Source organism: Kitasatospora sp. NPDC058063 (genome assembly GCF_042885395.1).
GTDB classification, from domain to species: domain Bacteria; phylum Actinomycetota; class Actinomycetes; order Streptomycetales; family Streptomycetaceae; genus Kitasatospora; species Kitasatospora lactacystinica.
In genome coordinates, this window is record NZ_JBHVSD010000002.1 from 441,165 (window position 1) to 461,210 (window position 20,046).

The 20,046-nt window shown below is 73.6% G+C and carries 18 protein-coding genes; 8 read left to right on the forward strand and 10 right to left on the reverse strand.

From position 1 onward, the window contains the following. Positions 1-362: 362 nt before the first annotated feature. Both ACFVUY_RS05665 and ACFVUY_RS05670 read right to left on the reverse strand, forming a co-directional pair. Positions 363-1,025 carry a hypothetical protein gene (locus tag ACFVUY_RS05665; RefSeq protein WP_387727588.1) on the reverse strand — a complete coding sequence of 221 codons (663 nt, stop codon included), beginning with the start codon at positions 1,023-1,025 and terminating at the stop codon, positions 363-365. 447 nt (positions 1,026-1,472) lie between these two features. Beyond that, on the reverse strand, positions 1,473-2,270 hold the full coding sequence (locus ACFVUY_RS05670) for an IclR family transcriptional regulator (protein WP_387685048.1): 798 nt from the start codon (positions 2,268-2,270) through the stop codon (positions 1,473-1,475). Positions 2,271-2,472: 202 nt separating this feature from the next. Here ACFVUY_RS05670 and aceB point away from each other — a divergent pair, with 202 nt between their 5' ends. Continuing rightward, positions 2,473-4,125, forward strand: a complete 1,653-nt coding sequence (aceB, locus tag ACFVUY_RS05675; RefSeq protein WP_387727590.1) for a malate synthase A — start codon at positions 2,473-2,475, stop codon at positions 4,123-4,125. A 144-nt stretch (positions 4,126-4,269) separates the two neighbouring features. Then, complete coding sequence (locus tag ACFVUY_RS05680) at positions 4,270-4,671, forward strand: gamma-glutamylcyclotransferase (RefSeq protein WP_387685052.1); 402 nt, start codon at positions 4,270-4,272, stop codon at positions 4,669-4,671. A gap of 134 nt (positions 4,672-4,805) precedes the next feature. Here the strand turns inward: ACFVUY_RS05680 and ACFVUY_RS05685 are convergent, their stop codons facing one another. Continuing rightward, the gene (locus ACFVUY_RS05685; RefSeq protein ID WP_387727592.1) at positions 4,806-5,846 is read right to left on the reverse strand and encodes a helix-turn-helix domain-containing protein; all 1,041 of its coding nucleotides are present in this window, start codon (positions 5,844-5,846) and stop codon (positions 4,806-4,808) included. A 55-nt stretch (positions 5,847-5,901) separates the two neighbouring features. Between ACFVUY_RS05685 and ACFVUY_RS05690 the strand changes: the two genes are divergently transcribed. Next, complete coding sequence (locus ACFVUY_RS05690) at positions 5,902-7,149, forward strand: MFS transporter (RefSeq protein ID WP_387727594.1); 1,248 nt, start codon at positions 5,902-5,904, stop codon at positions 7,147-7,149. A gap of 229 nt (positions 7,150-7,378) precedes the next feature. On the opposite strand, the gene ACFVUY_RS05695 is transcribed toward ACFVUY_RS05690, so the two are convergent. The 7 genes from ACFVUY_RS05695 to ACFVUY_RS05725 all read right to left on the reverse strand — a co-directional run bounded on the left by ACFVUY_RS05695 (position 7,379) and on the right by ACFVUY_RS05725 (position 13,493). Beyond that, positions 7,379-8,764 (reverse strand): 8-oxoguanine deaminase, encoded by a 1,386-nt coding sequence (locus ACFVUY_RS05695; protein ID WP_387727596.1) that lies wholly within the window; start codon positions 8,762-8,764, stop codon positions 7,379-7,381. 78 nt (positions 8,765-8,842) lie between these two features. Continuing rightward, the gene (locus ACFVUY_RS05700) at positions 8,843-10,330 is read right to left on the reverse strand and encodes a nucleobase:cation symporter-2 family protein (RefSeq protein WP_387727598.1); all 1,488 of its coding nucleotides are present in this window, start codon (positions 10,328-10,330) and stop codon (positions 8,843-8,845) included. Between the two features lie 368 nt (positions 10,331-10,698). Next, positions 10,699-11,619 (reverse strand): factor-independent urate hydroxylase, encoded by a 921-nt coding sequence (gene pucL, locus ACFVUY_RS05705; protein WP_387727600.1) that lies wholly within the window; start codon positions 11,617-11,619, stop codon positions 10,699-10,701. A gap of 33 nt (positions 11,620-11,652) precedes the next feature. Further along, positions 11,653-11,988: a hydroxyisourate hydrolase gene (gene uraH, locus ACFVUY_RS05710; RefSeq protein WP_359911797.1), complete on the reverse strand. Its 336-nt coding sequence runs from the start codon at positions 11,986-11,988 to the stop codon at positions 11,653-11,655. 95 nt (positions 11,989-12,083) lie between these two features. After that, entirely contained in the window at positions 12,084-12,587 is a 504-nt protein-coding gene (gene uraD, locus ACFVUY_RS05715; RefSeq protein ID WP_387727602.1) for a 2-oxo-4-hydroxy-4-carboxy-5-ureidoimidazoline decarboxylase, read from the reverse strand. Positions 12,588-12,861: 274 nt separating this feature from the next. Beyond that, on the reverse strand, positions 12,862-13,242 hold the full coding sequence (locus ACFVUY_RS05720; RefSeq protein WP_387727604.1) for a helix-turn-helix domain-containing protein: 381 nt from the start codon (positions 13,240-13,242) through the stop codon (positions 12,862-12,864). Beyond that, on the reverse strand, positions 13,239-13,493 hold the full coding sequence (locus ACFVUY_RS05725) for a thiamine-binding protein (protein ID WP_387727606.1): 255 nt from the start codon (positions 13,491-13,493) through the stop codon (positions 13,239-13,241). Before ACFVUY_RS05725 ends, ACFVUY_RS05720 begins: the two co-directional genes overlap by 4 nt. 184 nt (positions 13,494-13,677) lie before the next feature. Between ACFVUY_RS05725 and ACFVUY_RS05730 the strand changes: the two genes are divergently transcribed. The 5 genes from ACFVUY_RS05730 to alc all read left to right on the forward strand — a co-directional run bounded on the left by ACFVUY_RS05730 (position 13,678) and on the right by alc (position 20,017). Continuing rightward, positions 13,678-14,544 carry a TIM barrel protein gene (locus ACFVUY_RS05730; RefSeq protein ID WP_387727608.1) on the forward strand — a complete coding sequence of 289 codons (867 nt, stop codon included), beginning with the start codon at positions 13,678-13,680 and terminating at the stop codon, positions 14,542-14,544. Positions 14,545-14,708: 164 nt separating this feature from the next. Continuing rightward, a complete protein-coding gene (locus ACFVUY_RS05735; RefSeq protein WP_387685068.1) occupies positions 14,709-15,617 on the forward strand; it encodes a 2-hydroxy-3-oxopropionate reductase in 909 nt (302 codons plus the stop codon). 514 nt (positions 15,618-16,131) lie between these two features. Beyond that, a complete protein-coding gene (locus ACFVUY_RS05740) occupies positions 16,132-17,274 on the forward strand; it encodes a glycerate kinase (RefSeq protein ID WP_387727610.1) in 1,143 nt (380 codons plus the stop codon). A gap of 147 nt (positions 17,275-17,421) precedes the next feature. Continuing rightward, positions 17,422-18,810 carry an allantoinase AllB gene (allB, locus tag ACFVUY_RS05745; protein ID WP_387727612.1) on the forward strand — a complete coding sequence of 463 codons (1,389 nt, stop codon included), beginning with the start codon at positions 17,422-17,424 and terminating at the stop codon, positions 18,808-18,810. Between the two features lie 10 nt (positions 18,811-18,820). Further along, entirely contained in the window at positions 18,821-20,017 is a 1,197-nt protein-coding gene (alc, locus tag ACFVUY_RS05750) for an allantoicase (RefSeq protein WP_387727614.1), read from the forward strand. Positions 20,018-20,046 lie beyond the last annotated feature (29 nt).

Below are 20,046 nucleotides of genomic sequence, written 5' to 3' on the forward strand. Positions count from 1 at the left end.
TCTCTGTCAGGTCGTGGCGAGCGTCCGGTCGGGCTCGCCGCTCTTGTGCACGGCGGATGATGTCAGGCTTCCAATTTATCCGACCGGGCGCACTCGGTCAGGCACTCGCCACGGTACGGTCCGCCACGGCGTGGCCGCGCGTGTGCGGCCGGGGCCGGGCCCGGCTCGGGACCTCCCCGGTCGACGTGGCGGCTCCCGGCGTCGGAGATCGATCAACTCGACTGCCACGCGGTGTCGTTGATCGACATCACGGTGAGCTGCGCGACAAGCGGCCCGGCCGAGCTGTCCGTTCAGGTACCAGTTGCCCGGCCTGCAGCCGTCGTCCGCCGGCCGGCCCGGCCCCGCCGGCGGAACCGCGCGGCTCAGGAATCGGCAGCCGCCTCGACCACCCTGATGTCGAACAGCTGCCGGTTGTTGCCCTCGTTCCGGTCGTCCGCGCTGCGCACCGTGACCGAGCCGCCGCTCAGTCTGCCCACCGGCAGTTCCGGGTCGAGCCGGACCGGGATGAGGGCGGTCGCGCTGCGTCCCTCCCGCAGCCCGGCTCCGAAGACGCACCGCACGACGCGGCCGTGGCCCGTCACCCGGCAGTCGGACGGGAAGTACGGGCCCTCCGGGCTCACGCCCTCCGGCAGGGTGATCACGACCGTGAAGGGGGAGGAGGTGGTGTCCGGGCCCCCGTTGCCGACGAAGGCGTGGATGGTGGTGGTGCCGCCGGGCGTGGCCGGGTCCGGGTCGATCCGGATCACCTCCAGGTCGGAGTCGGAGGGTCGGGCGGCGGCGGCGGGTGCGGGCAGGGTGGAGGCTCCGGCCGCTTCCGAGCCGGAGCCGGTACCGGTACCAGTACCGGTACCGGAAGCGGCCGTCCCCGCCCCGGGCTTGGCCGGTGCCGGCAGGGTGGAGGCGCCGGTCGTCACCGGCGCGGGCAGGATGGACGCCTCGGGCGTGCCCGTCGCGACGACCTCCACCGCGGGCCGGGGCTCGGGCCGTAGCAGCGCCCAGGACGGGTCGGTGGCCAGTACCGTCACCGCGCACCCCGCCGCCACGGCCGCGACCAGCCCGGCCCCGCCGAACCCCCTGCCTCCCGCGGCACGCCGGCCGCCGACCAACAGGCCGGCACTCCGCAGGCCACGTCCCCGCAGGCCACGTCCCCGCAGGCGACGGCCCCGCAGGCCACCGCCCGCCGCGACGTCATCTGCCGCGCCCCCGTCCGCCGCGCCCCCGTCCGGCACGTCGCCACCCCGCACCCCACCGCCACCGCCCTGAACGGCGCTCCGCACGTCCCGGTGCTGCTGCTCCATCCCCGCTCACCCTGTCCTCGCGTCCCGGCCGCCCGCGCCGTTGCGGGCCGCGTCGGCACCAGGGTGGCGGAGCCGCCGCCGGAGCCCGGCGGCAACCCGCCCGGTGTCCGCTCGAACGGATGACGCGGCACGCCGCTGCGACCGGGTCGGCCGGCAACGGCGGTTGACGTGCCGTCAGGGTGCGAGGACCTGCCCCAGCCGGGTCGCGATCTGGTGCATCACCGGTACCAGCGAGGCGGCCCCGGCCGGCTCCTCCAGGGCCCGGATGCGGGCCTCCGGTCCGGAGACGGAGAGAGCGGTGGGCGTCGGCGCGCCGGGGACGGCGAGTGCGATGCACCGGACGCCGATCTCCTGCTCCTGGTCGTCGACCACGTAGCCGCGCTCGCGCGCCTCGGCGAGCTGGCGCATCAGCTCCTGCGGGTCGGTGACCGTGTACTCGGTGTGGGCGGGCAGGGGGTTGGGGCCGAGGACGGCGCGGGCCTCGTCCTCGGGCAACTGGGCGAGCAGCGCCTTGCCGACGCCGGTGCAGTGCGGCTGCACCCGTCGGCCGACCTCGGTGAACATCCGCATCGAGCGGCGCGACTGCACCTGTCCGACGTACACCACCTCGCCGCCCTCCAGTACCGCCAGGTTGGCGGTCTCGCCGGTGGCCTCCATGAGCTCGGCCAGGTACGGGCGGGCCCAGCTGCCGAGCAGCCGGCCGGCGGTCTCGCCCAGGCGGATCAGCCGGGGGCCGAGGGTGTAGCGGCGCGCGGTGTCCTGGCGGACATAGCCCTGCTGGACGAGGGTACGAACCAGTCGGTGGATCGTCGGCATCGGGAGGCCGGAACTGGTGGAGAGTTCGCTGAGTGTGGCCACGCCCCCGGAGTCGGCCAGCGCCTCCAGGAGTTGGAAGGCGCGCTCGACGGACTGCACGCCGCCGCTCGCGCGCTCGGTGCCTGTCGTCGATGCTGGGTCGGGGGTCGCAACCACCGGCGTTCCCTTCACTGTCGGGGAGGAGTGGAGTCCCGGCGATCTCTTCAACAAACCGTTGAAATTCTGTATCGCGGAAACTAGTCTCCACTTTACAGAATCGAACTCGCCGACAGGCGAGTTCCGATCGAGGAAGTTCCCCGGGGAAGTTCCTGCCGGAGCTCCCTTCGCCAGGCTCAACCGTCTTAGGAGTGTCCTGCTCATGGCCGCAGATCAAGGGCCCCTCGGCGCCTCCCCCGCCGCTCCGGTCGTCACTGTCGCCGGTCCGCGCGTCCACCGGGCGGAGGAGGTGCTCACTCCGGAGGCGATCGCCTTCGTCGCCGGGCTCCATCGCGCCTTCGAGGGGCGCCGGCAGGAGCTGCTGGCCGGGCGCAAGACCCGCCGTGCCGGGATCGCCGCCGCAGGCACGCTGGACTTCCTCCCCGGGACCGCCGGGATCCGGGCCGCGGACTGGAAGGTCGCCGAGGCGCCGCGCGCCCTCCAGGACCGCCGGGTCGAGATCACCGGCCCGACCGACCGCAAGATGGTCGTCAACGCGCTCAACTCCGGGGCGCGGATCTGGCTCGCGGACTTCGAGGACGCCACCTCCCCGACCTGGGAGAACGTGGTCGGCGGCCAGGTCAACCTGATCGACGCCTTCGAGGGCCGGATCGACTTCACCAGCATGGCCGGCAAGGCCTACACCCTCAAGCCCGCCGCCGAGCTCGCCACCGTCGTCGTCCGCCCGCGCGGCTGGCACCTGGACGAGAACCACCTGCTGGTCGACGGCACCCCGGTGGCCGGCGCGTTCGTCGACTTCGGCCTCTACTTCTTCCACAACGCCGCCCGGCTGCTGGCCAGGGGCGCCGAGGACCCCAACTCCGGCCCGTACTTCTACCTGCCGAAGACCGAGAGCCACCTCGAAGCCCGCCTGTGGAACGACGTGTTCACCCATGCCCAGGCCGAACTCGGCATCCCGTACGGCACGATCCGGGCGACCGTGCTGATCGAGACCATCACGGCCGCGTTCGAGATGGACGAGATCCTCTACGAGCTGCGCGACCACGCGGCCGGCCTCAACGCCGGGCGCTGGGACTACCTGTTCTCGATCGTCAAGAACTTCCGCGACGCCGGCGAGCACTACATCCTGCCGGACCGCAACAGCGTCACCATGGCCTCGCCCTTCATGGCCGCCTACACCCGGCTGCTGGTGCAGACCTGCCACCGGCGCGGTGCCCACGCGATCGGGGGCATGGCCGCGTTCATCCCGAGCCGCCGCGACCCGGAGGTCAACGCCTCCGCACTCGAGAAGGTCAAGGCCGACAAGGACCGCGAGGCCGGCAACGGCTTCGACGGCTCCTGGGTCGCCCACCCCGACCTGGTGCCGGTCGCCCGGGCCTCCTTCGACGCGGTGCTCGGCGAGCGGCCCCACCAGAAGGACAATCCCGGCCCGGCCGAGCCGGTGACCGCCGCCCAGCTGCTCGACATCGCCGGCGCCGGCGGCACCTGCACCCGTGCGGGGCTGCACAACGCCGTCCAGGTCGGGATCCGCTACATCGAGGCCTGGCTGCGCGGCCTCGGGGCCGTCGGCATCTTCAACATGATGGAGGACGCCGCCACCGCCGAGATCTCCCGCTCGCAGATCTGGCAGTGGATCCACAACGGGGTCGTGCTGTCCGACACCGGCGAGAAGACCACCGCCGAGCTGGTCCGCGCCCTGGTCGCCGCGGAGCTGGCCGAACTCCTCGCCGAGCTGGGCGAGGAGGCCTACGGCGCCGGCCGCTGGCGCGAGGCCGCCGAGCTCTTCGAGCAGGTCGCCCTGGCCGAGGAGTTCGTGGACTTCCTGACCCTCCCCGCGCTGCCCCTGCTGGGCTGATCCCCACCCACCCGCCGGTGCCACCGCTGCCGTCCGCCGGGACGCGGCACTCCGGCGGTCCACTGCTCCGTTCCGTACGGCGACGAATCCACCTGTCCTCTCGTCGCCGTACGGAACGGTCCGTTCCACGCAAGGAGTTCACCCATGGCGCGCATGTTCTTCAACGGCCAGGCGATGACCGGCGGCCCCTTCCACGGCAAGGTCGCCGACTCGCTGATCGGGCCGGCCAGGACCGCCCCCGGCTACCGATTCTTCTCCATCGACCACAGCGGCGGGACGGACGTCTGTCCGGGTCTGCTGGCGGACCCGGAGGCGGGCACCGCGATCGAGGGCGAGCTGTACGACATCCCGCTGGAGCGACTGCGCGACGTCATCCTGCCGGGCGAGCCGCGCGAACTGGAGCTCGGCGTGATCGAGTTGGAGGACGGCTCGGCCTGCCTGTCGATGCTGCTGGCCCGCGGCGAGGTCGAGCGCGGGGTGCACCGCGAGATCACCCACCACGGCGGCTGGCGCGCCTATCTCAGGACGATCGGGCGCGAGGCCTGACGGGCGGACGGCCCGTGCCGGCCGGGACGGATGAAGGGTGACAGCTGACAACTTTCATCATCTGTCATCTGTCATCCGTTCGCTGAAAGCTGTTCGCTGAAATCCGTCCGCCGAAAGCTGCCCGCCGAAAGCCGTCAGCCCCCCGCCGCGAGGTGCGGGCGCCCCGCCACCATCGCGTCGCCCAGCCGGCTGCGCCGGTACAGCACGCTGCGGCCGAGCCGGTTGCGCTCCAGCAGCCCGGCCGCCGCGAGCGCGCCCAGGTGGCGGCTGACCGCACCCGGGGTGACCCCGAGCCGGTGCGCCAGCTCCGTCGTGCTGGCCGGGGTCTCCAGCAGTGCCAGCAGCCTGGCCCTGGGGGCGCCGATCAGTCCGGCCAGCGGCCCGTCGGCCACCGCCCCTGCCTCGGCGCCGCCGGGTCCCAGGCCCTCGGCCATCGTCGCCTTGCCGCGCGCCGGGTAGCAGACCAGCGGCGGGCCCGCCTGGGTGACATCGGTCTGCGCCCCGAGCCCGAACAGCGTCGGGATCAGCACCAATCCGCGCCCGGCGACCTTCACGGTGGTGCCCACCGCCTTCACCGCCGGGTGCGGGTCGACGAGCCGCAGCACCCCGGCGTGCCAGCTCAGCCTGGCGTCGAGGTCCGCGAACAGTCCGTCCGCCCCGTGCTCCGAGAGCATCCGCCCCCGGTAGGCGATGTCCGCCTCCAGCACCGAGCGGGCGCGCGGCCACCAGGCGGGGGCGAGGCAGCGCGTCCAGTACGTGTCCAGGGCCTCGGCCGTCCGGGCGGCCAGCGCCGCCGGGTCGTCGATCAGCCCGGCCAGCACCGGCGGCAGCGGGCTGGGCTTCCCGCCGCCCCGGTAGGCCTCCAGCACGTCGGCCCGCACCACCTCCGGCGGGGTGGCCGCCAGCCGCGCCAACTCGGCCGGAAAGTCCGGACGGGGGCCGAGCGGACGCGGCGTGAGGAAGTCCGGCACGAAGCCGACCGGCGCGATCATCGACTCCAGCAGTGCGGTGTCCAGCGTCTCGTAGCGGTCCTGCCAGCCGGCGATCCACGGCTGCTGCTCCGGGTAGCGCAGGGGCCAGTGGCGGGCGCGCAGGCTCAACACCGCCTCCTGCAGGGCGGAGTAGCCGAACCAGGTCGCGGCGAGGTCGTCGACGCCCAGATGGAACTCGAACATTGACCGTAACGGTAAAAGAGTTCCGCCGTCGGGGGAAGCCCGCTGTCCTACTGCCATGACCTCTGCCGCGGTGCTTCCCTCCGCCGTCCGACGGCTGCTGCCGGCCGACCCCCTGCTGCGCAGGCTCGCCCTGATGAGCCTGGTGAACACCGTCGGCAACGGCCTGTTCGTGACGGTCGGCGTGCTGTTCCTGACCCGCTCCGTCGGCCTGACCCCGGGCCGGATCGCGCTCGGGCTGAGCGCGGCCGGCGTCTGCGGGGTGTTCGCCGGGCTGCCGATGGGCCGGCTCGCCGACCGGGTCGGCAGCAAGCGGCTGCTGATGGTGGTCGGGCCGCTGGAGGCGCTCGCCGTGCTCGGCTACGCCTTCGTGCACTCCTTCGCCGCCTTCGTCGCCCTGGCCTGTGCGGCCACCGTGCTGGAGCGCGGCGCGGCGGCGGTGCGCAGCGCCCTGATCGCCCGGACGCTGCCGGCCGAGAGCCAGGTGCGTTCACGGTCGCTGCTGCGCTCGGTGATGAACGCGGGGCTGGTGGTCGGGTCCGGCGGCGCGGCGCTGGCGCTGCAGTCCGACAGCTACGCCGGGTACGTCACCGTGATGGTCCTGGACGCCGCGAGCTTCCTGGGGGCGACGGCACTGCTGGCCGGCCTTCCCGTCCGTGACCTGACGGTCGGCCGGGACGGTGCCCCGGAGGCCGCCGCGGGACGGCGGTCGGTGCTGCGCGACCGCCGCTACCTGCTGGTCACCGTGCTGCACGCGCTGCTGGAGCTCCAACTCCCGGTGCTCACCGTGGGGATCCCGCTGTGGGTCGTGCTCGCGACGGACGCGCCGGCGGCGGTGGTCGCGGCGGTCGGCGTGGTCAACTGCCTGCTGGTGGTGGTGTTCCAGGTCCGGGCGAGCCGGGGCGTGGACGACGTTCCGTCGGCGGCCCTGGCCTGCGCCCGGGGCGGCCTGCTGCTGGCGGGCGGCTGCCTCCTCTACGCGGCGGCGCAGTCGGGCCCGGCCGCGGTCGCCACCGCGGCGATCCTGGTCGGCGCCCTGGTGCACAGCCTCGGCGAGCTGCTCACCTCGGCGGGCGGTTGGACGCTGAGTCTGGACCTGGCCGATCCGCGTTCCCATGGCGAGTACCAGGGCGTGTTCATGAGCGGCCAGGCGGCGGCCCACGTGATCGGCCCGCTGGTGATCAGCCTGACCGTGGTCGACCACGGCGTGGTCGGCTGGGCCGTCCTGGCCGGTGTGTTCGCCCTCGCGGGCGCCGCTCTGCCGGCCGCCGTCCGGCACGCGGAGCAACCGGCCGCCGCCCGCTGACCACGAGCCCCGGTCCACGAGCTCCGATCCACGAGCCCCAGTCAACGGGCCCCGATTCGCGGCCCCCCGATCGTCCGGCCCGCTTCCCACGGGGGTGGGAGCGGGCCGGAGGCACGCCGCGGCCCCGGATCCTCGCCGTGGATCCGGGGCCGGGGTCCGCACACCCGTCGGGGTGTGCGGAGTCCGGGGGCGCACCGTCCCTGGGCGCCCCCGGAGTCGGGGGTGGGAGTCAGAGCGGACGCGCCGCCAGCTCGCGGGCGGCGCGGGCGCAGTCGCGCGCGATCCGGTCCTCGTCGACGGTGGCCAGCCGCCCCTTCTCGACCACCGCGTTGCCGTTGACGAACAGCACCGACAGTGGCGGGAGCGCCCCGAAGGTGAGCGCGGCGACCGGGTCGGCGATGGACGAGTGCATGATCCCGTCGATCTTCCACAGCGCCAGGTCGGCGAGCTTGCCGGCCTCGATCGAGCCGATCTCGTCCTGCCGGCCGAGCACCCGGGCGCCGCCCATGGTGCCCAGGCGCAGCGCCTGCCGCCCGGTCAGCGCGGTGGGGGAGCCGTGCAGGCGGTTGATCAGCAGCGCGTTGCGCAGCTCGGTGCCCAGCTCGCCGGATTCGTTGGAGGCGGTGCCGTCGACGCCGAGCCCGACCGGGACGCCGGCCCGGAGCATGTCGGGCACCCGGGCGATGCCGGCCGCCAGGCGGGCGTTGGAGGACGGGCAGTGGGCGACGCCGGTGCCGGTCTCGGCGAACTTGGCGATGTCGGAGTCGTTCATGTGCACGCAGTGCGCCATCCAGACGTCCTCGCCGAGCCAGCCCACCGACTCGAAGTAGTCGGTCGGCCCCATGCCGAACAGTTCCTTGCAGAACTGTTCCTCCTCGGCCGTCTCCGAGCCGTGGGTGTGCAGCCGGACGCCCTTGCGGCGGGCGAGTTCGGCGGACTTCCGGAGCAGGTCGGTGGAGACGGAGAAGGGGGAGCAGGGCGCGATGGCGATGTGCAGCATCGAGCCGAAGGAGGAGTCGTGGTAGCGGTCCACGGCGGCCTCGGAGGCGGTCAGGATGTCGTCCAGTTCCTCGACGGCGTGGTCCGGCGGCAGTCCGCCGTCCTTCTGGGAGCGGTCCATCGAGCCGCGCAGCGCGGTGAAGCGCAGGCCGAGTTCCCGGACGGCCTCGATGGAGGCGCCGAGGACGTCGCCGCCGCCCTTCGGGAAGACGTAGTGGTGGTCGGAGGCCGTGGTGCAGCCGGACTTGAGCAGTGCGGCGGCGGAGCCCTGGGCGGCGGCGTGCACGAGCCTGTCGTCGATCCGGGCCCAGGTCGGGTAGAGGGCGACCAGCCAGTCGAACAGGATGTGGTCCTGGGCCAGGCCGCGGGTGATCCACTGGTAGAAGTGGTGGTGGGTGTTGACCAGGCCGGGGGTGATCAGGTGGCCCTCGCCGTTGATCCGGCGCACCACGTTGTCCAGCCACGCGGGGGCGGGGCCGTCGCCCACCGTCTCGATGGTGTTGCCGAGGACGACCACGTGGCCGCGGGCGTACTCGGTGTCGTTCGCGTCCACGGTGGCGATCGCGGCGTTCTCGATCACGATCCGCTGGTCGGCGGGCGGGGGCTGGACTGCCATGGTGTGACTCCTTGGGGGATGGCCGGGGAGGGCCGGGGGAGGGCGCGCACCGCATGGTGCACGCCCCTCCCGGGCCGGTCAGGACGGTGTCGCCGTCGGTACGGTCGGTACCGTCGCGCCGGGGGCCTGGCCGGACCCGGACCGGCGGGCGGCTCCGACGTGGTGGAAGAGCAGGTTGAGCAGGACGGCCATCACGCAGCCGGCCGAGATCCCCGAGTGCATCAGGGTCCGGACGGCCTCCGGGAAGGAGTCGTAGAACGTCGGCACGGCGATCGGGATGATGCCGACACCGAGCGAGACCGACACCAGGATGGTGTGCGAGCCGGACTCCATGCCCGCCTCCGCGAGGGTGCGGATGCCGCTGGCCGCGACCGTGCCGAAGAGCACGATCCCGGCGCCGCCGAGGACGGGCTGCGGAACCAGGGAGACGACCGAGCCCAGCACGGGGAACAGCCCCAGCAGGACCAGGATGCCTCCGCCGGCCGCGACCACGAAGCGGCTGCGGATCTTCGTCAGCGCCACCAGTCCGATGTTCTGGGCGAAGGCGCTGGCGGCGAAGCCGTTGAGGACGGGACTGAGCGCGGTGGCCAGACCGTCGGCCCGCAGGCCGGCGGCGAGGGTGGGTTCGTCGGCCTCGCGATCGACGATCCTGCCGAGGGCGAGCATGTCGGCGGTGGACTCGGTCATCGCGACCACCATGACGATGCACATCGAGACGATCGCGGCGGCGTCGAACAGGGGCGCGCCGAAGTGGAACGGCGAGGGGAGCGCGAAGACCTTCGCGTCCCGGACCGCGCCGAAGTCGGCCAGCCCCAGCGGGAAGGCGATCAGGGTGCCGAGCGCCAGACCGATGAGCAGGGACAGCTGCTGCCAGAAACCGCGCAGCAGCCGGTTGCAGAGCACCACCGCGACGAGGGTGATCGCGGCGAGGCCGACGGCCCGGGTGGAGCCGTACCCGGGGGCGCCCGGCGAGCCGCCGCGCGCCCAGTTGACCGCCACCGGAAGCAGGGACACCCCGATGAGGGTGATCACGGTGCCCTGGACGACCGGGGGGAAGAACCGGATGAGCTTGCAGAAGTACGGCGCCGCGAGGAAGCACAGCAGCCCCGCGACGATCACCGCTCCGAAGATCACCGGGAGGGCGTCCTTCGGTCCCCCCGTCTTCTCGATGGAGCCCTTCGCTATGGCGATCATGGGCGCGACCCCGGCGAAGGAGACGCCGTTCACGAACGGCAGCCGCGCGCCGATCCGCCAGATGCCGAGCGTCTGGAGGAGGGTGGCCAGTCCGGCGGTGAACAGGCTGGCCGAGATGAGCAGGGCGAGTTCGGCGGGGGAGAGCCCGACGCCGGCGCCGACGATGAGCGGGGGTGCGACGACTCCCGCGTACATCGCGGCGACGTGCTGCAGTCCGGTGGAGAACAGCTTCACCGGGGGCAGCATCTCGTCCACGGGGTGGATCCCGGGCCGGGGCGGCCCGCCGGGGAGGTGGTCCGCCGCGCCGTCCGGGCCGTGCGTTCCCGCCGAGGTGGAACCGCCGTCTGTACTGCTGGTGCTGCTGGGTGCCATGTCGAGCCCCTCTTGTGCCCGTGGCTCCCGGCGCGCCCGTGGCGCTGGAGTGCGGCTGGTGCTGATGTGACCGAGGACGGGACGGCGGTGCAAGGATTCCTCGGCCGGCCTCTCCAGTGCCCCGGGCCGGCCGCCGCGAGGCAGGCACGAACTCCGGTGGGTGGGGGTGGGGGTGGAGAAACCGCTGGTGCGGACGGAACCGCTGGTGCGGACAGAACCGCTGGAGCGGCTGGTGCGGGTCGAACGGCTGGTGCGGGTGGAACCGCGGGAGCGGTTGCCGTGGATGGAGCGGTCCGCCCGCACCCGACCGGTCCGTGGGGGCCGGAGGGTGCGGCGATTTCCGGGCGGCGTCCACCGGGTGGGGGAGGTCAGGCGACCGGGATGACCGGGACGACGCCCTCGCGGTGCACGGTGCCCTCGATCAGGCCGTACATGCGGTCCGCGGCGAAGTAGACCTCGTTGTCGTTCTTGAGGCCGAACGGTTCCAGGTCGACCAGGAAGTGGTGCTTGTTCGGCAGTTCGAGGCGGACCTCGTCCACCTCGGCGCGGTTGTTGAGGACCCGGGTGCCCATCGCGTGCAGGGTCTGCTGCAGCGAGTAGGAGTAGGTCTCGGCGAAGGCCTCCAGCAGGTGCCGCCTCACCTGGGTGTAGGAGCGGTTCCAGTGGGGCTGGGCCTCGCCGTCCTTCCCGCTGTAGCCGAACTTCCAGCGGGCGGTGACCTGGGTGGCGAGGATGCGGTCGTACGCCTCCTGGAGGGTGGTGTAGTCGTCCTTGATGTAGCCCCAGAACTCGGAGTTGGTGGAGTTCATGACGACGAGGTCCTTCAGGCCGGAGACGACCTGGACGGACTCCCCGTCGTAGACGATCTCGCTGGTGCGGACCTCCTGGCCGCTGCGGACGAAGGAGTGGCCCACCTCCGCCGAGCCGATGAAGCGGGCCGAGCTGTCCGGCGTTCTGATCCGGTCCCAGGCGTACTCCTCGATCCGGATCCGGGCGCTGTGCACGACGCCGCGCTCGGTGTCGTCGACGAAGTGGCGTGCCAGGAGGACGCCGAACGCCTCGGCCGACTCGATGCCGTGCTCCTTGGCGAAGGCGTAGACGGTGTTCTTGGTGGTGTCGGTGGGGAGGCAGTTGGCGTTGGACCCGGTGAGGTGGACGTCCTCGAACTCGCCGCGGAGCGAGACCGAGACGTTCAGGTCCTTGATCTCGTGCCGGGAGGAGTCGCGGTGGATCCGGACGATGCGGTTCTCCGCCTTGCCGTACTGGTTCTGGCCGAGCACGTGGGCCATGACGTGGCTCCTAAGCTTTTCAAGGTCGGTCCACTAGCTTCCGCGGTAGACCGAGTATCCGAACGGGTTGAGCAGCAGCGGCACGTGGTAGTGGTGCTGTTCGGGCGCGACCGTGAAGACGATCGAGACCTCGGGGAAGAACGGCGGTTCGGCGGACTTGAGCGCGTGGTACGCGCCGGTGCCGAAGAGCAGCCGGACGACCGAGCCCGCCTCCACGGCCGGCAGGTCGGCGACCCGGCCGTCGGAGTCCGTGGCGGAGGTGCCGAGCACCTGCCAGCCACCCTCGGTGTGCAGTGCGAGCTCGACCGGGACGCCTTCGGCCGGTCGGCCGAGGCTGGTGTCGAGCACGTGGGTGGAGATGCCGGTCATGGGTGAAGTGGCCTTACTGATGGCAGAGGTGATGATGCGTCAGATTCCCGCTGGGATTCCCCGGAGGGTTCGGTGCGACAGCATGTGACGGTACGTCAGAAAGTTTCGAGCAGGCGGTCGAGCCGGATGTCGTTGATCTTGCGCAGCTCCTCGCGGACGGTCTCCGCCTCGGCGGCGGCGTCGCTGGGGAGGCGCTCGCGCAGGGCGGCGAGCATGCCGACCGCGGTGCGGCCGGTCGCGCAGATCAGGAACACGTGGCCGAACTTGGCCTCGTAGGCGGCGTTGGCCTCGCGCAGTTCGTCGAGGACCGCCCGGTCCGCGCCCCGGATCCCGGCCTGTTCGCGCTCGGAGGTGGCGTCGCCCGCCACGGGCGTGCCGATCCGGGCGTGTCCGGCCATCGCGTCGCGCAGGTCCTCGGTCGTCAGTGACGCCATGGCCGCCGCGTTGGCGGCGAGCAGGGCCTCGCGGTCGGACCACGGCCCGGCCGCGGCGACCGCGGCGGCCCAGCGGGGGCTGGAGCACACCTCCAGCAGGATCTCTTCCAGTTCCGCGGCATCGGCCGCGGCCAGGGCGTCAAGGGCGTGGGGGTGGTTGGTCACGGGTGGACCTCCTGAAGAGTGGTGCCACCCGGAAAAGCTAGATCGGCCCCACCCGGCCGTCAACACTTTGTTGAACTGTTGGTGGTTACGTTTTGAACCGGGCCGCGATGCCGGGCCCTTTCGTGTGCGATTCGCCAAGTGTGCCCCGCCGCAGGCCGATCCACTCCTGCCGTGCCGGCGGGGTCACCCGTTCGGAAGCCCCCGGGGCGGGGGCCCGCACATGCCCCGGAGGGCGTCGAACCGGGGCGTCGATCCGGGCCGTCGATCCGGGCCGTCAGGAGGGCTTCGCGCCGTCCTGGCGGTTCAGGTAGTTGTACACGGTGAAGCGGCTGACGCCCAGGGCGGAGGCGACGGTCTCCACGCCGTGGCGGACGGTGAAGGCGCCGCGCTCCTCCAGCAGGGCGACGACCCGCTGCTTCTCCAGCCGGTCGAGCTCGGCCAGCGGGCGGCCGTCGAACTGGCGGGTCATCTCGGTGAGCAGCCGGTCCAGGGCGCTGCCCAGGTGGGGCAGTCGGACGGCCAGGGCCGGGATGCCCTCCCACTCCAGGACCACGTCGTCGGGCTTCGCCTCGTCCAGGGGGACGGGCGTCGCGCCGACCGCGGCCAGCAGCGGCTTCACCGCCGCGGCGAGCGGGTGTTCCACGTTCTCGGTCACGGCGTACCGTCCTCCTCGCCCAGCACGCTGACCTGGACCGAGATCCGGGTCGCCCCGGCGTCCAGGGTCTCCCTGAGCAGCTTGGTCACCGCCGCGAGGACCTGATCGGCCCCGCCCTCGGCGCCGGTGCCGAAGGGGCCGACCGACACGGCCAGGCCGGCCTCGTCGACGACCTTGCGGGCCGCCGCGGCGTGCTCCGGGAACGTGTCCAGTTCGAACGGTTCTGTCGTGAACTCCACCATCAATCGCACGGGGTCACTGTAGCGAGCGGGGGTGCGGGCGGGCAGGGCCCGGGTGATCGAACAGTCCGGCCCCGGGGGCGGCACGGCCGCGAGGCGGCTTCAACAAAGTGTTGCGACTCCCTTGACACTCGCTCGGCGGGCCGGAGATGCTTCCACCACACAGAATCCCTCTTCCGTATCGTGGAAGTTGTGGATGAAGGAAGAGAGAAGCGAGGTGAGCGACGTGACGGCGGCAGCCCAGCACGGCTTCACGGTCAACCTGTCGATCCTGTTCGGCGAACTGCCGCTCCTGGAACGCCCCGCCGCGGCCGCCGCGGCCGGCTTCACGGCCGCCGAACTGTGGTGGCCCTTCGGGGCGGAACACGACCCCTCACAGGCCGAACTGGACGCGCTGCGCAAGGCGTTCACCGACGCCGGCGTACGGCTCACCGGCCTGAACCTCCTGGACGACCTGAGCCTGGGCGCCCGCGGCACCGTCTCGGTGCCGTCCGAGCGGGACCGCTTCCGCGCCAACCTCCCGGTCGCCGCGGAGCTCGCCGCCTCGCTCGGCGCCACCGCGCTCAACGCGCTGTACGGCAACCGGGCCGAGGGCGTCGACCCGGCCGAGCAGGACGCGCTCGCACTGGAGCACCTGGTGCTCGCCGCGCGGGCCGCGCACGGGATCGGCGCGATCCTGCTCGTCGAGGCCCTGAACAAGGACGAGTCGCCGCACTACCCGCTGGTCTCGGCCGCCGCCGCCGTCGAGGTCGTCGACAAGGTCAACACCGCCACCGGCCTCGGGAACGCCAGGTTCCTCTGCGACCTGTACCACCTGGCCAGGAACGGCGAGGACCTGCCGGCGGTCATCGACGCGTACGCCGACCGGATCGGCCACGTGCAGATCGCCGACCACCCGGGCCGCAACGAGCCCGGCACCGGCGACCTGGACTTCGAGGACCTCTTCGCCAGGCTCACGGCCGCGGGCTACCGCGGTTCGATCGGCCTGGAGTACCGCCCCTCCACCGGCGTCAGCGCCGACAGCTTCGGGTGGCTGCCGCGCGAGCTGCGCGCCGTCAGGTAGCCGAAGCCGCGCGGCGGAGCCGATGAGCGCCGCCGCGCCGTGTGCCGCCGACGTGCGCGCCGCCGAGCCGTGTGCCGCCGACCCACGCGGCGTCGCCGGGCCTCGCCGGGCCTCGCCGCCGACCCACCCGACCTCCCACCCGCACACGTAAGGAACTCGACGCGATGAGCCGCAAGATCGCCTTCATCGGCCTCGGCATCATGGGCAGCCCGATGGCCGCCAACCTGGTCAGGGCCGGCCACCACGTCACCGGCTTCAACCTCACCCGGCCGCCGATCGACGCCCTGGTCGCGGCCGGCGGCCACGGTGCCACCAGCATCGCGGACGCGGTGAAGGGCGCCGAGGTGGTCATCACCATGGTCCCGGCCGACCCGCAGGTCGAGCAGGTCGTCCTGGGCGAGGGCGGGGTGCTGGAGAACGCCGCGCCCGGCACCCTGGTGATCGACATGTCCTCGATCACCCCGCAGACCTCGATCAAGGTCGAGGCCGCCGCCAGGGAGAAGGGCGTCCGCACCCTGGACGCCCCCGTCTCCGGCGGCGAGGCGGGCGCCGTCGAGGCCGTCCTGTCGATCATGGTCGGCGGTGCCGCCGAGGACTTCGCCGAGGCCAGGCCGCTGTTCGACGCGTTGGGCACCACGGTTGTCCACGTCGGCCCGGCCGGCGCCGGCCAGACCGTCAAGGCCGCCAACCAGCTGATCGTCGCGGTCAACATCCAGGTGCTCGCCGAGGCCGTCGTGTTCCTGGAGAACGCCGGCGTCGACCTGGCGGCCGCGCTGGACGTGCTCGGCGGCGGCCTGGCCGGCTCCACGGTGCTCAACCGGAAGAAGGCGAACATGCTGAACCGCGAGTTCGCCCCCGGTTTCCGGATCGACCTGCACCACAAGGACATGGGCATCGTCACCGACGCCGCCCGCGCCGTGGGCGCCGCGCTGCCGGTCGGCGCCGTGGTGGCCCAGCTGGTCGCCTCCGCCCGGGCCAACGGCGACGGCTCGCTCGACCACTCGGCGCTCCTGCGCGGCGTCGAGCGGCTCTCCGGGCGCGGGGCCGCACAGGGCGGGTCCGACCGGCCCTGATCCCCGGGGGCTCCCTCGCGGAGCCCCCGGCCCGAGCTCCTCCTGGCGGCGTGTACCCATTCCGGTCGTGCCCGCGCCGCCAGGAGGCCAGGCCCGGCCGGCGTGCGGGCCGGGGCTCATCCGCCCGCCCGCCGGTCGCTCCGAGCCGGTGACGCGTACGTCCCCCTGGGGGCACTTCGGTCGTGCCCGGTACGCGCCGCCAGGCCTCCTCCCCGCCGAGGGGAGCCCCCGAACGTCGGAAGCGGGACGGGGGAGACGGCGGGGAGGGGGCGCACCCCTCAGGACCGCCCCTTCCGGACCCCCCTCCGGACGGCCCCTCCGGACGGCCCCTCCGGACCGCCCCTCCGGGCTGGTGCCCCCGGATCGCCCCGGTCGGACCCCCGCCGGGTGGACCCCCGCCGGGTGGCCCGCCGGCCGCCCCGGCCCGGCCACTGGCCCCCCGGGATTCTCCGGGCCCATGCTGGACGCACACCGCAGAGCCACCGCCAGACCGTACGGAAGCGAGGACCGCGCCATGCCCGCCATCCCCCACCAGGGCCATGTGGTCGTCGCCCCCGACAAGTTCAAGGGCAGCCTGGAGGGCGCCGAGGCGGCGGCCCGGATCGCCGCGGGCATCCGGCGTGCCGCGCCCGGCACCGAGGTGCGCGAACTGCCCGTCGCCGACGGCGGCGAGGGCACCCTGGCCGCCGCGCTCGCGGCCGGGTTCAGCCGGGTCCCGGCCAAGGTGGCCGGCCCGACCGGCCTGCCGGTGGACGCCGCGCTGGCTGTCCGGGACGACACCGCCGTGGTCGAGCTGGCGCAGGCCTCCGGCCTCGCCCGGCTGCCCGGCGGCCGCGCCGCGCCGCTCACGGCCGGGTCCTACGGGGTCGGCCAGTTGATCGCCAGGGCGGTGTCGCTCGGCGTCGAGCGGATCGTGCTGGGCCTGGGCGGCAGTGCCGGTACGGATGGCGGCGCCGGCATGGTGCAGGCGCTCGGGGTGCGGCTGCTCGACGCCGCCGGCGTCGAACTGCCGCCCGGCGGCGCCGCGTTGCGCCGGCTCGCGGAGATCGACCTCGGCCCGCTGGCCGAGGCCCTGGGCGGGGTCGAGGTTGTGGTGGCCTGCGACGTGGACAACCCGCTGCTCGGCCCGCGCGGCGCCCCGGCCGTCTACGGCCCGCAGAAGGGCGCCGACGGCGAGGACCTGGTGGTGCTGGAGGAGGGGCTGACCCGGTTCGCCGACCTGGTGGCCGAGGCCACCGGGCGGGACCTCCGGGAGGCGCCCGGTGCCGGCGCCGCGGGCGGGGTGGGCTTCGCCGCCCTGGCCCTGCTCGGCGCCACCATGCGCCCGGGCATCGAGCTGCTGCTCGACCTGCTGGGTTTCGACGGGGCCGTGCGTGGGGCACGCCTCGTCGTGACCGGTGAGGGCTGCCTGGACGCGCAGACGCTCCACGGCAAGGCCCCCGCCGGAGTCGCCGCCGCGGCCGCCCGGGCGGGGGTTCGGGTGGCCGCCGTGGCGGGCCGGCTGGAGCTCTCCGAGCCCGAGTGGCGGGCCGCCGGTTTCACCGCCGCGATCGCCCTGACCGACCTGGCCGAGCGGCCGGGGGAGAGCATGACCAGGGCCGGCGAGCTGGCCGAACTCGCGGGGGAGAGGCTGGCCGGCGCGCTGCTGCCGGGCTGAACCCCGGCACGTACCGGACCGTCCCGCGGGCCCGGGCCCCGTACGTCCGACCATTGACGTTTTGTTGAAGGCGGGCCTAGGCTCCCGGCAATCCTTCGCCTCCACCCTGCTCCACCACCCTCGACTCCCAGGTTTCGGAGGTCCCCCATGCCTTTCGGCCAGCCCACGGTGATCCGCTCCCGCCGGGCGGTCCTGCCCGACGGCGAGCGCCCCGCGGACGTGCTGATCCAGGGCGGGACGATCGCCCGCACGGCCCCGCACGGTTCGCTGGTGGCCGACGGGGGCGAGCTCGTCGACCTCGGCGACACCGCCCTGCTGCCCGGCCTGGTCGACACCCACGTGCACGTCAACGAGCCCGGCCGCACCGAGTGGGAGGGCTTCGCCACCGCCACCCGGGCCGCCGCGGCCGGCGGCGTCACCACGATCATCGACATGCCGCTCAACTCGATCCCGCCCACCACCACGGTGGCGGGGCTGGCGCTCAAGCGGAAGACCGCCGAAGGCCAGGCCTGGGTCGACCTCGGCTTCTGGGGCGGCGCCGTCCCCGGCAACGTCGCCGACCTCGAACCGCTGCACCGGGAGGGCGTGTTCGGCTTCAAGAGCTTCCTCGCCCCCTCCGGAGTGGACGAGTTCCCGCACGTCGAGGCCGCGGACCTGGAGGCGGCGCTGGCGGAGCAGGCCCGGATCGGGGCACTGGCGATCATCCACGCCGAGGACCCGGCCGTGCTCGCCGCCGCCCCGCAGCAACCCGGCGTCCACTACCGGGACTTCCTGGCCTCCCGGCCCGCCGCCGCGGAGACCGCGGCCGTCGCCCGGCTGCTCGACGCGGCCCGGCGCACCGGCGCCCGGGTGCACGTCCTGCACGTCTCCTCCGCCGCCGTCCTGCCGCTGCTGCGGCAGGCCCGCGAGGACGGCGTACGGGTGACCGCCGAGACCTGTCCGCACTACCTGACGCTCGCGGCCGAGCAGGTGCCGGACGGCGACACCGCCTTCAAGTGCTGTCCGCCGATCCGCGACGAGTCCAACCGGGACGCGCTCTGGGAGGCCCTGGCGAACGGCGAGTTCATCGCCGTCGTCTCCGACCACTCGCCGTCCACCCCCGACCTCAAGCTGCTGCCCGAGTACGGCGGCAGCGGCGACTTCGCGGCCGCCTGGGGCGGCATCGCCTCGCTCCAGCTCGGCCTGCCGGCCGTCTGGACCGAGGCCCGCCGCCGCGGCCGCACCCTGTCCGACGTGGTGCGCTGGATGTCCGCCGGACCGGCCGAACTGGTCGGCCTCACCGGCACCAAGGGCGCCATCGCCGCCGGTCACGACGCGGACCTGGTCGCCTTCGACCCCGAGGGCGGGTTCGCCGTCCGGGCGAGCGGGCTGCACCACCGCAACCCGGTGACCCCCTACGCCGGCCGGAGCCTCACCGGCGCGGTGCGCACCACCTGGCTGCGCGGCCGCGAGGTGGACCCCGCGGCCCGCCCCTTCGGCCGGCAGCTCGCCCGGCCCCGATCCCGTCCCACCACCACCCCGTCCGTACGCGCCTAAAGGAGAGTCAGTGACCACTGCCGACACCCCGAGTGCTCCCTTCGCCGAGCTGGTCAACCTGGCCTCCCGACTGCTCGGCGCGGGCGTCGTCGCCACCAACGAGGACACCTTCGCGGACGCCGAGAACCTGCTGGTCGCCAAGCCGGCCGAGTTCCGCCCGCACACCTTCGGCCACAAGGGCCAGATCATGGACGGCTGGGAGTCCAAGCGCCGTCGCGGGGTCTCCGCCGAGCAGCCGCACCCCACCGACGAGGACCACGACTGGACGATCGTGCGGCTCGGCGTCGCCGGGGTGGTCCACGGCGTGATCGTGGACACCGCCCACTTCACCGGCAACTACCCGGAGTCCGCCTCGGTCGAGGCCGCGTCCGTCCCCGGCCACCCCTCGCCCGAGGAACTCCGGGGCGCCGAGTGGACCACGATCGTGCCGCGCACCGCGCTGAGCGGCGACACCGCCCACGAGTTCGCCGTCGCGGACGGCACCCGCTTCACCCATGTGCGGCTGAACATCTTCCCGGACGGCGGCGTCGCCCGGCTGCGGGTGCACGGCGAGGTGCTGCCCGACCCGCGCGAACTGGACGGCCTCACCTTCGACCTGGCCGCCCAGGAGTACGGCGGTGTGGCCGAGGCGGCGTCCGACCGCTACTTCTCCTCCCCGCACAACCTGAACGCTCCCGGCCGCGCCTCCGTCATGGGCGACGGCTGGGAGACCCGGCGTCGGCGCGACAAGGCCAACGACTGGGTGCAGATCGCCCTGGCCGGGGGCGGTGAGGTCCTGGCCGCCGAAGTGGACACCTCCTGCTTCGTCGCCAATGCCCCCGGCTGGGCCGACCTGATCGGCTTCGATGCCTCGACCGGGGCGGACCCGGCCGACGGCGAGTGGTTCGAACTCCTGCCCCGCACAAGGCTCCAGCCCGACACCCGGCACCGCTTCCGGCTCGACACCGGCCGCCCGGTGACCCACGTGCGCATCAACGTCCACCCGGACGGCGGCCTGGCCCGCCTCCGGCTCACCGGCCGCCTCACCGGGGCCGGCCGCGCGGCCCTCGCGCTGCGCTGGTTCAACGCCCTCCCGGCCGCCGAGGCCGTCGCGGCCCTCACCGGGGCCGGTGTCGCCGCCGAGGAGGCCGCCGCGCTGACCGCCGCCCGTCCCGCGGCCGACCCGGTGACGGCCGCGACCGTCGTCCGGAGCCTGTTCGGCGGCTGACGATCCGTCGGACCTCTCGCCCCGGAACC

Coding starts and splice junctions, on each gene's coding strand:
- aceB (WP_387727590.1), top strand. CDS start 2,473: ATGGCCGCAGATCAAGGGCCCCTCGGCGCCTCCCCCGCCGCTCCGGTC.
- ACFVUY_RS05680 (WP_387685052.1), top strand. CDS start 4,270: ATGGCGCGCATGTTCTTCAACGGCCAGGCGATGACCGGCGGCCCCTTC.
- ACFVUY_RS05685 (WP_387727592.1), bottom strand. CDS start 5,846: ATGTTCGAGTTCCATCTGGGCGTCGACGACCTCGCCGCGACCTGGTTC.
- ACFVUY_RS05690 (WP_387727594.1), top strand. CDS start 5,902: ATGACCTCTGCCGCGGTGCTTCCCTCCGCCGTCCGACGGCTGCTGCCG.
- ACFVUY_RS05695 (WP_387727596.1), bottom strand. CDS start 8,764: ATGGCAGTCCAGCCCCCGCCCGCCGACCAGCGGATCGTGATCGAGAAC.
- ACFVUY_RS05700 (WP_387727598.1), bottom strand. CDS start 10,330: ATGGCACCCAGCAGCACCAGCAGTACAGACGGCGGTTCCACCTCGGCG.
- pucL (WP_387727600.1), bottom strand. CDS start 11,619: ATGGCCCACGTGCTCGGCCAGAACCAGTACGGCAAGGCGGAGAACCGC.
- uraH (WP_359911797.1), bottom strand. CDS start 11,988: ATGACCGGCATCTCCACCCACGTGCTCGACACCAGCCTCGGCCGACCG.
- ACFVUY_RS05730 (WP_387727608.1), top strand. CDS start 13,678: ATGAAGGAAGAGAGAAGCGAGGTGAGCGACGTGACGGCGGCAGCCCAG.
- ACFVUY_RS05735 (WP_387685068.1), top strand. CDS start 14,709: ATGAGCCGCAAGATCGCCTTCATCGGCCTCGGCATCATGGGCAGCCCG.
- ACFVUY_RS05740 (WP_387727610.1), top strand. CDS start 16,132: ATGCCCGCCATCCCCCACCAGGGCCATGTGGTCGTCGCCCCCGACAAG.
- allB (WP_387727612.1), top strand. CDS start 17,422: ATGCCTTTCGGCCAGCCCACGGTGATCCGCTCCCGCCGGGCGGTCCTG.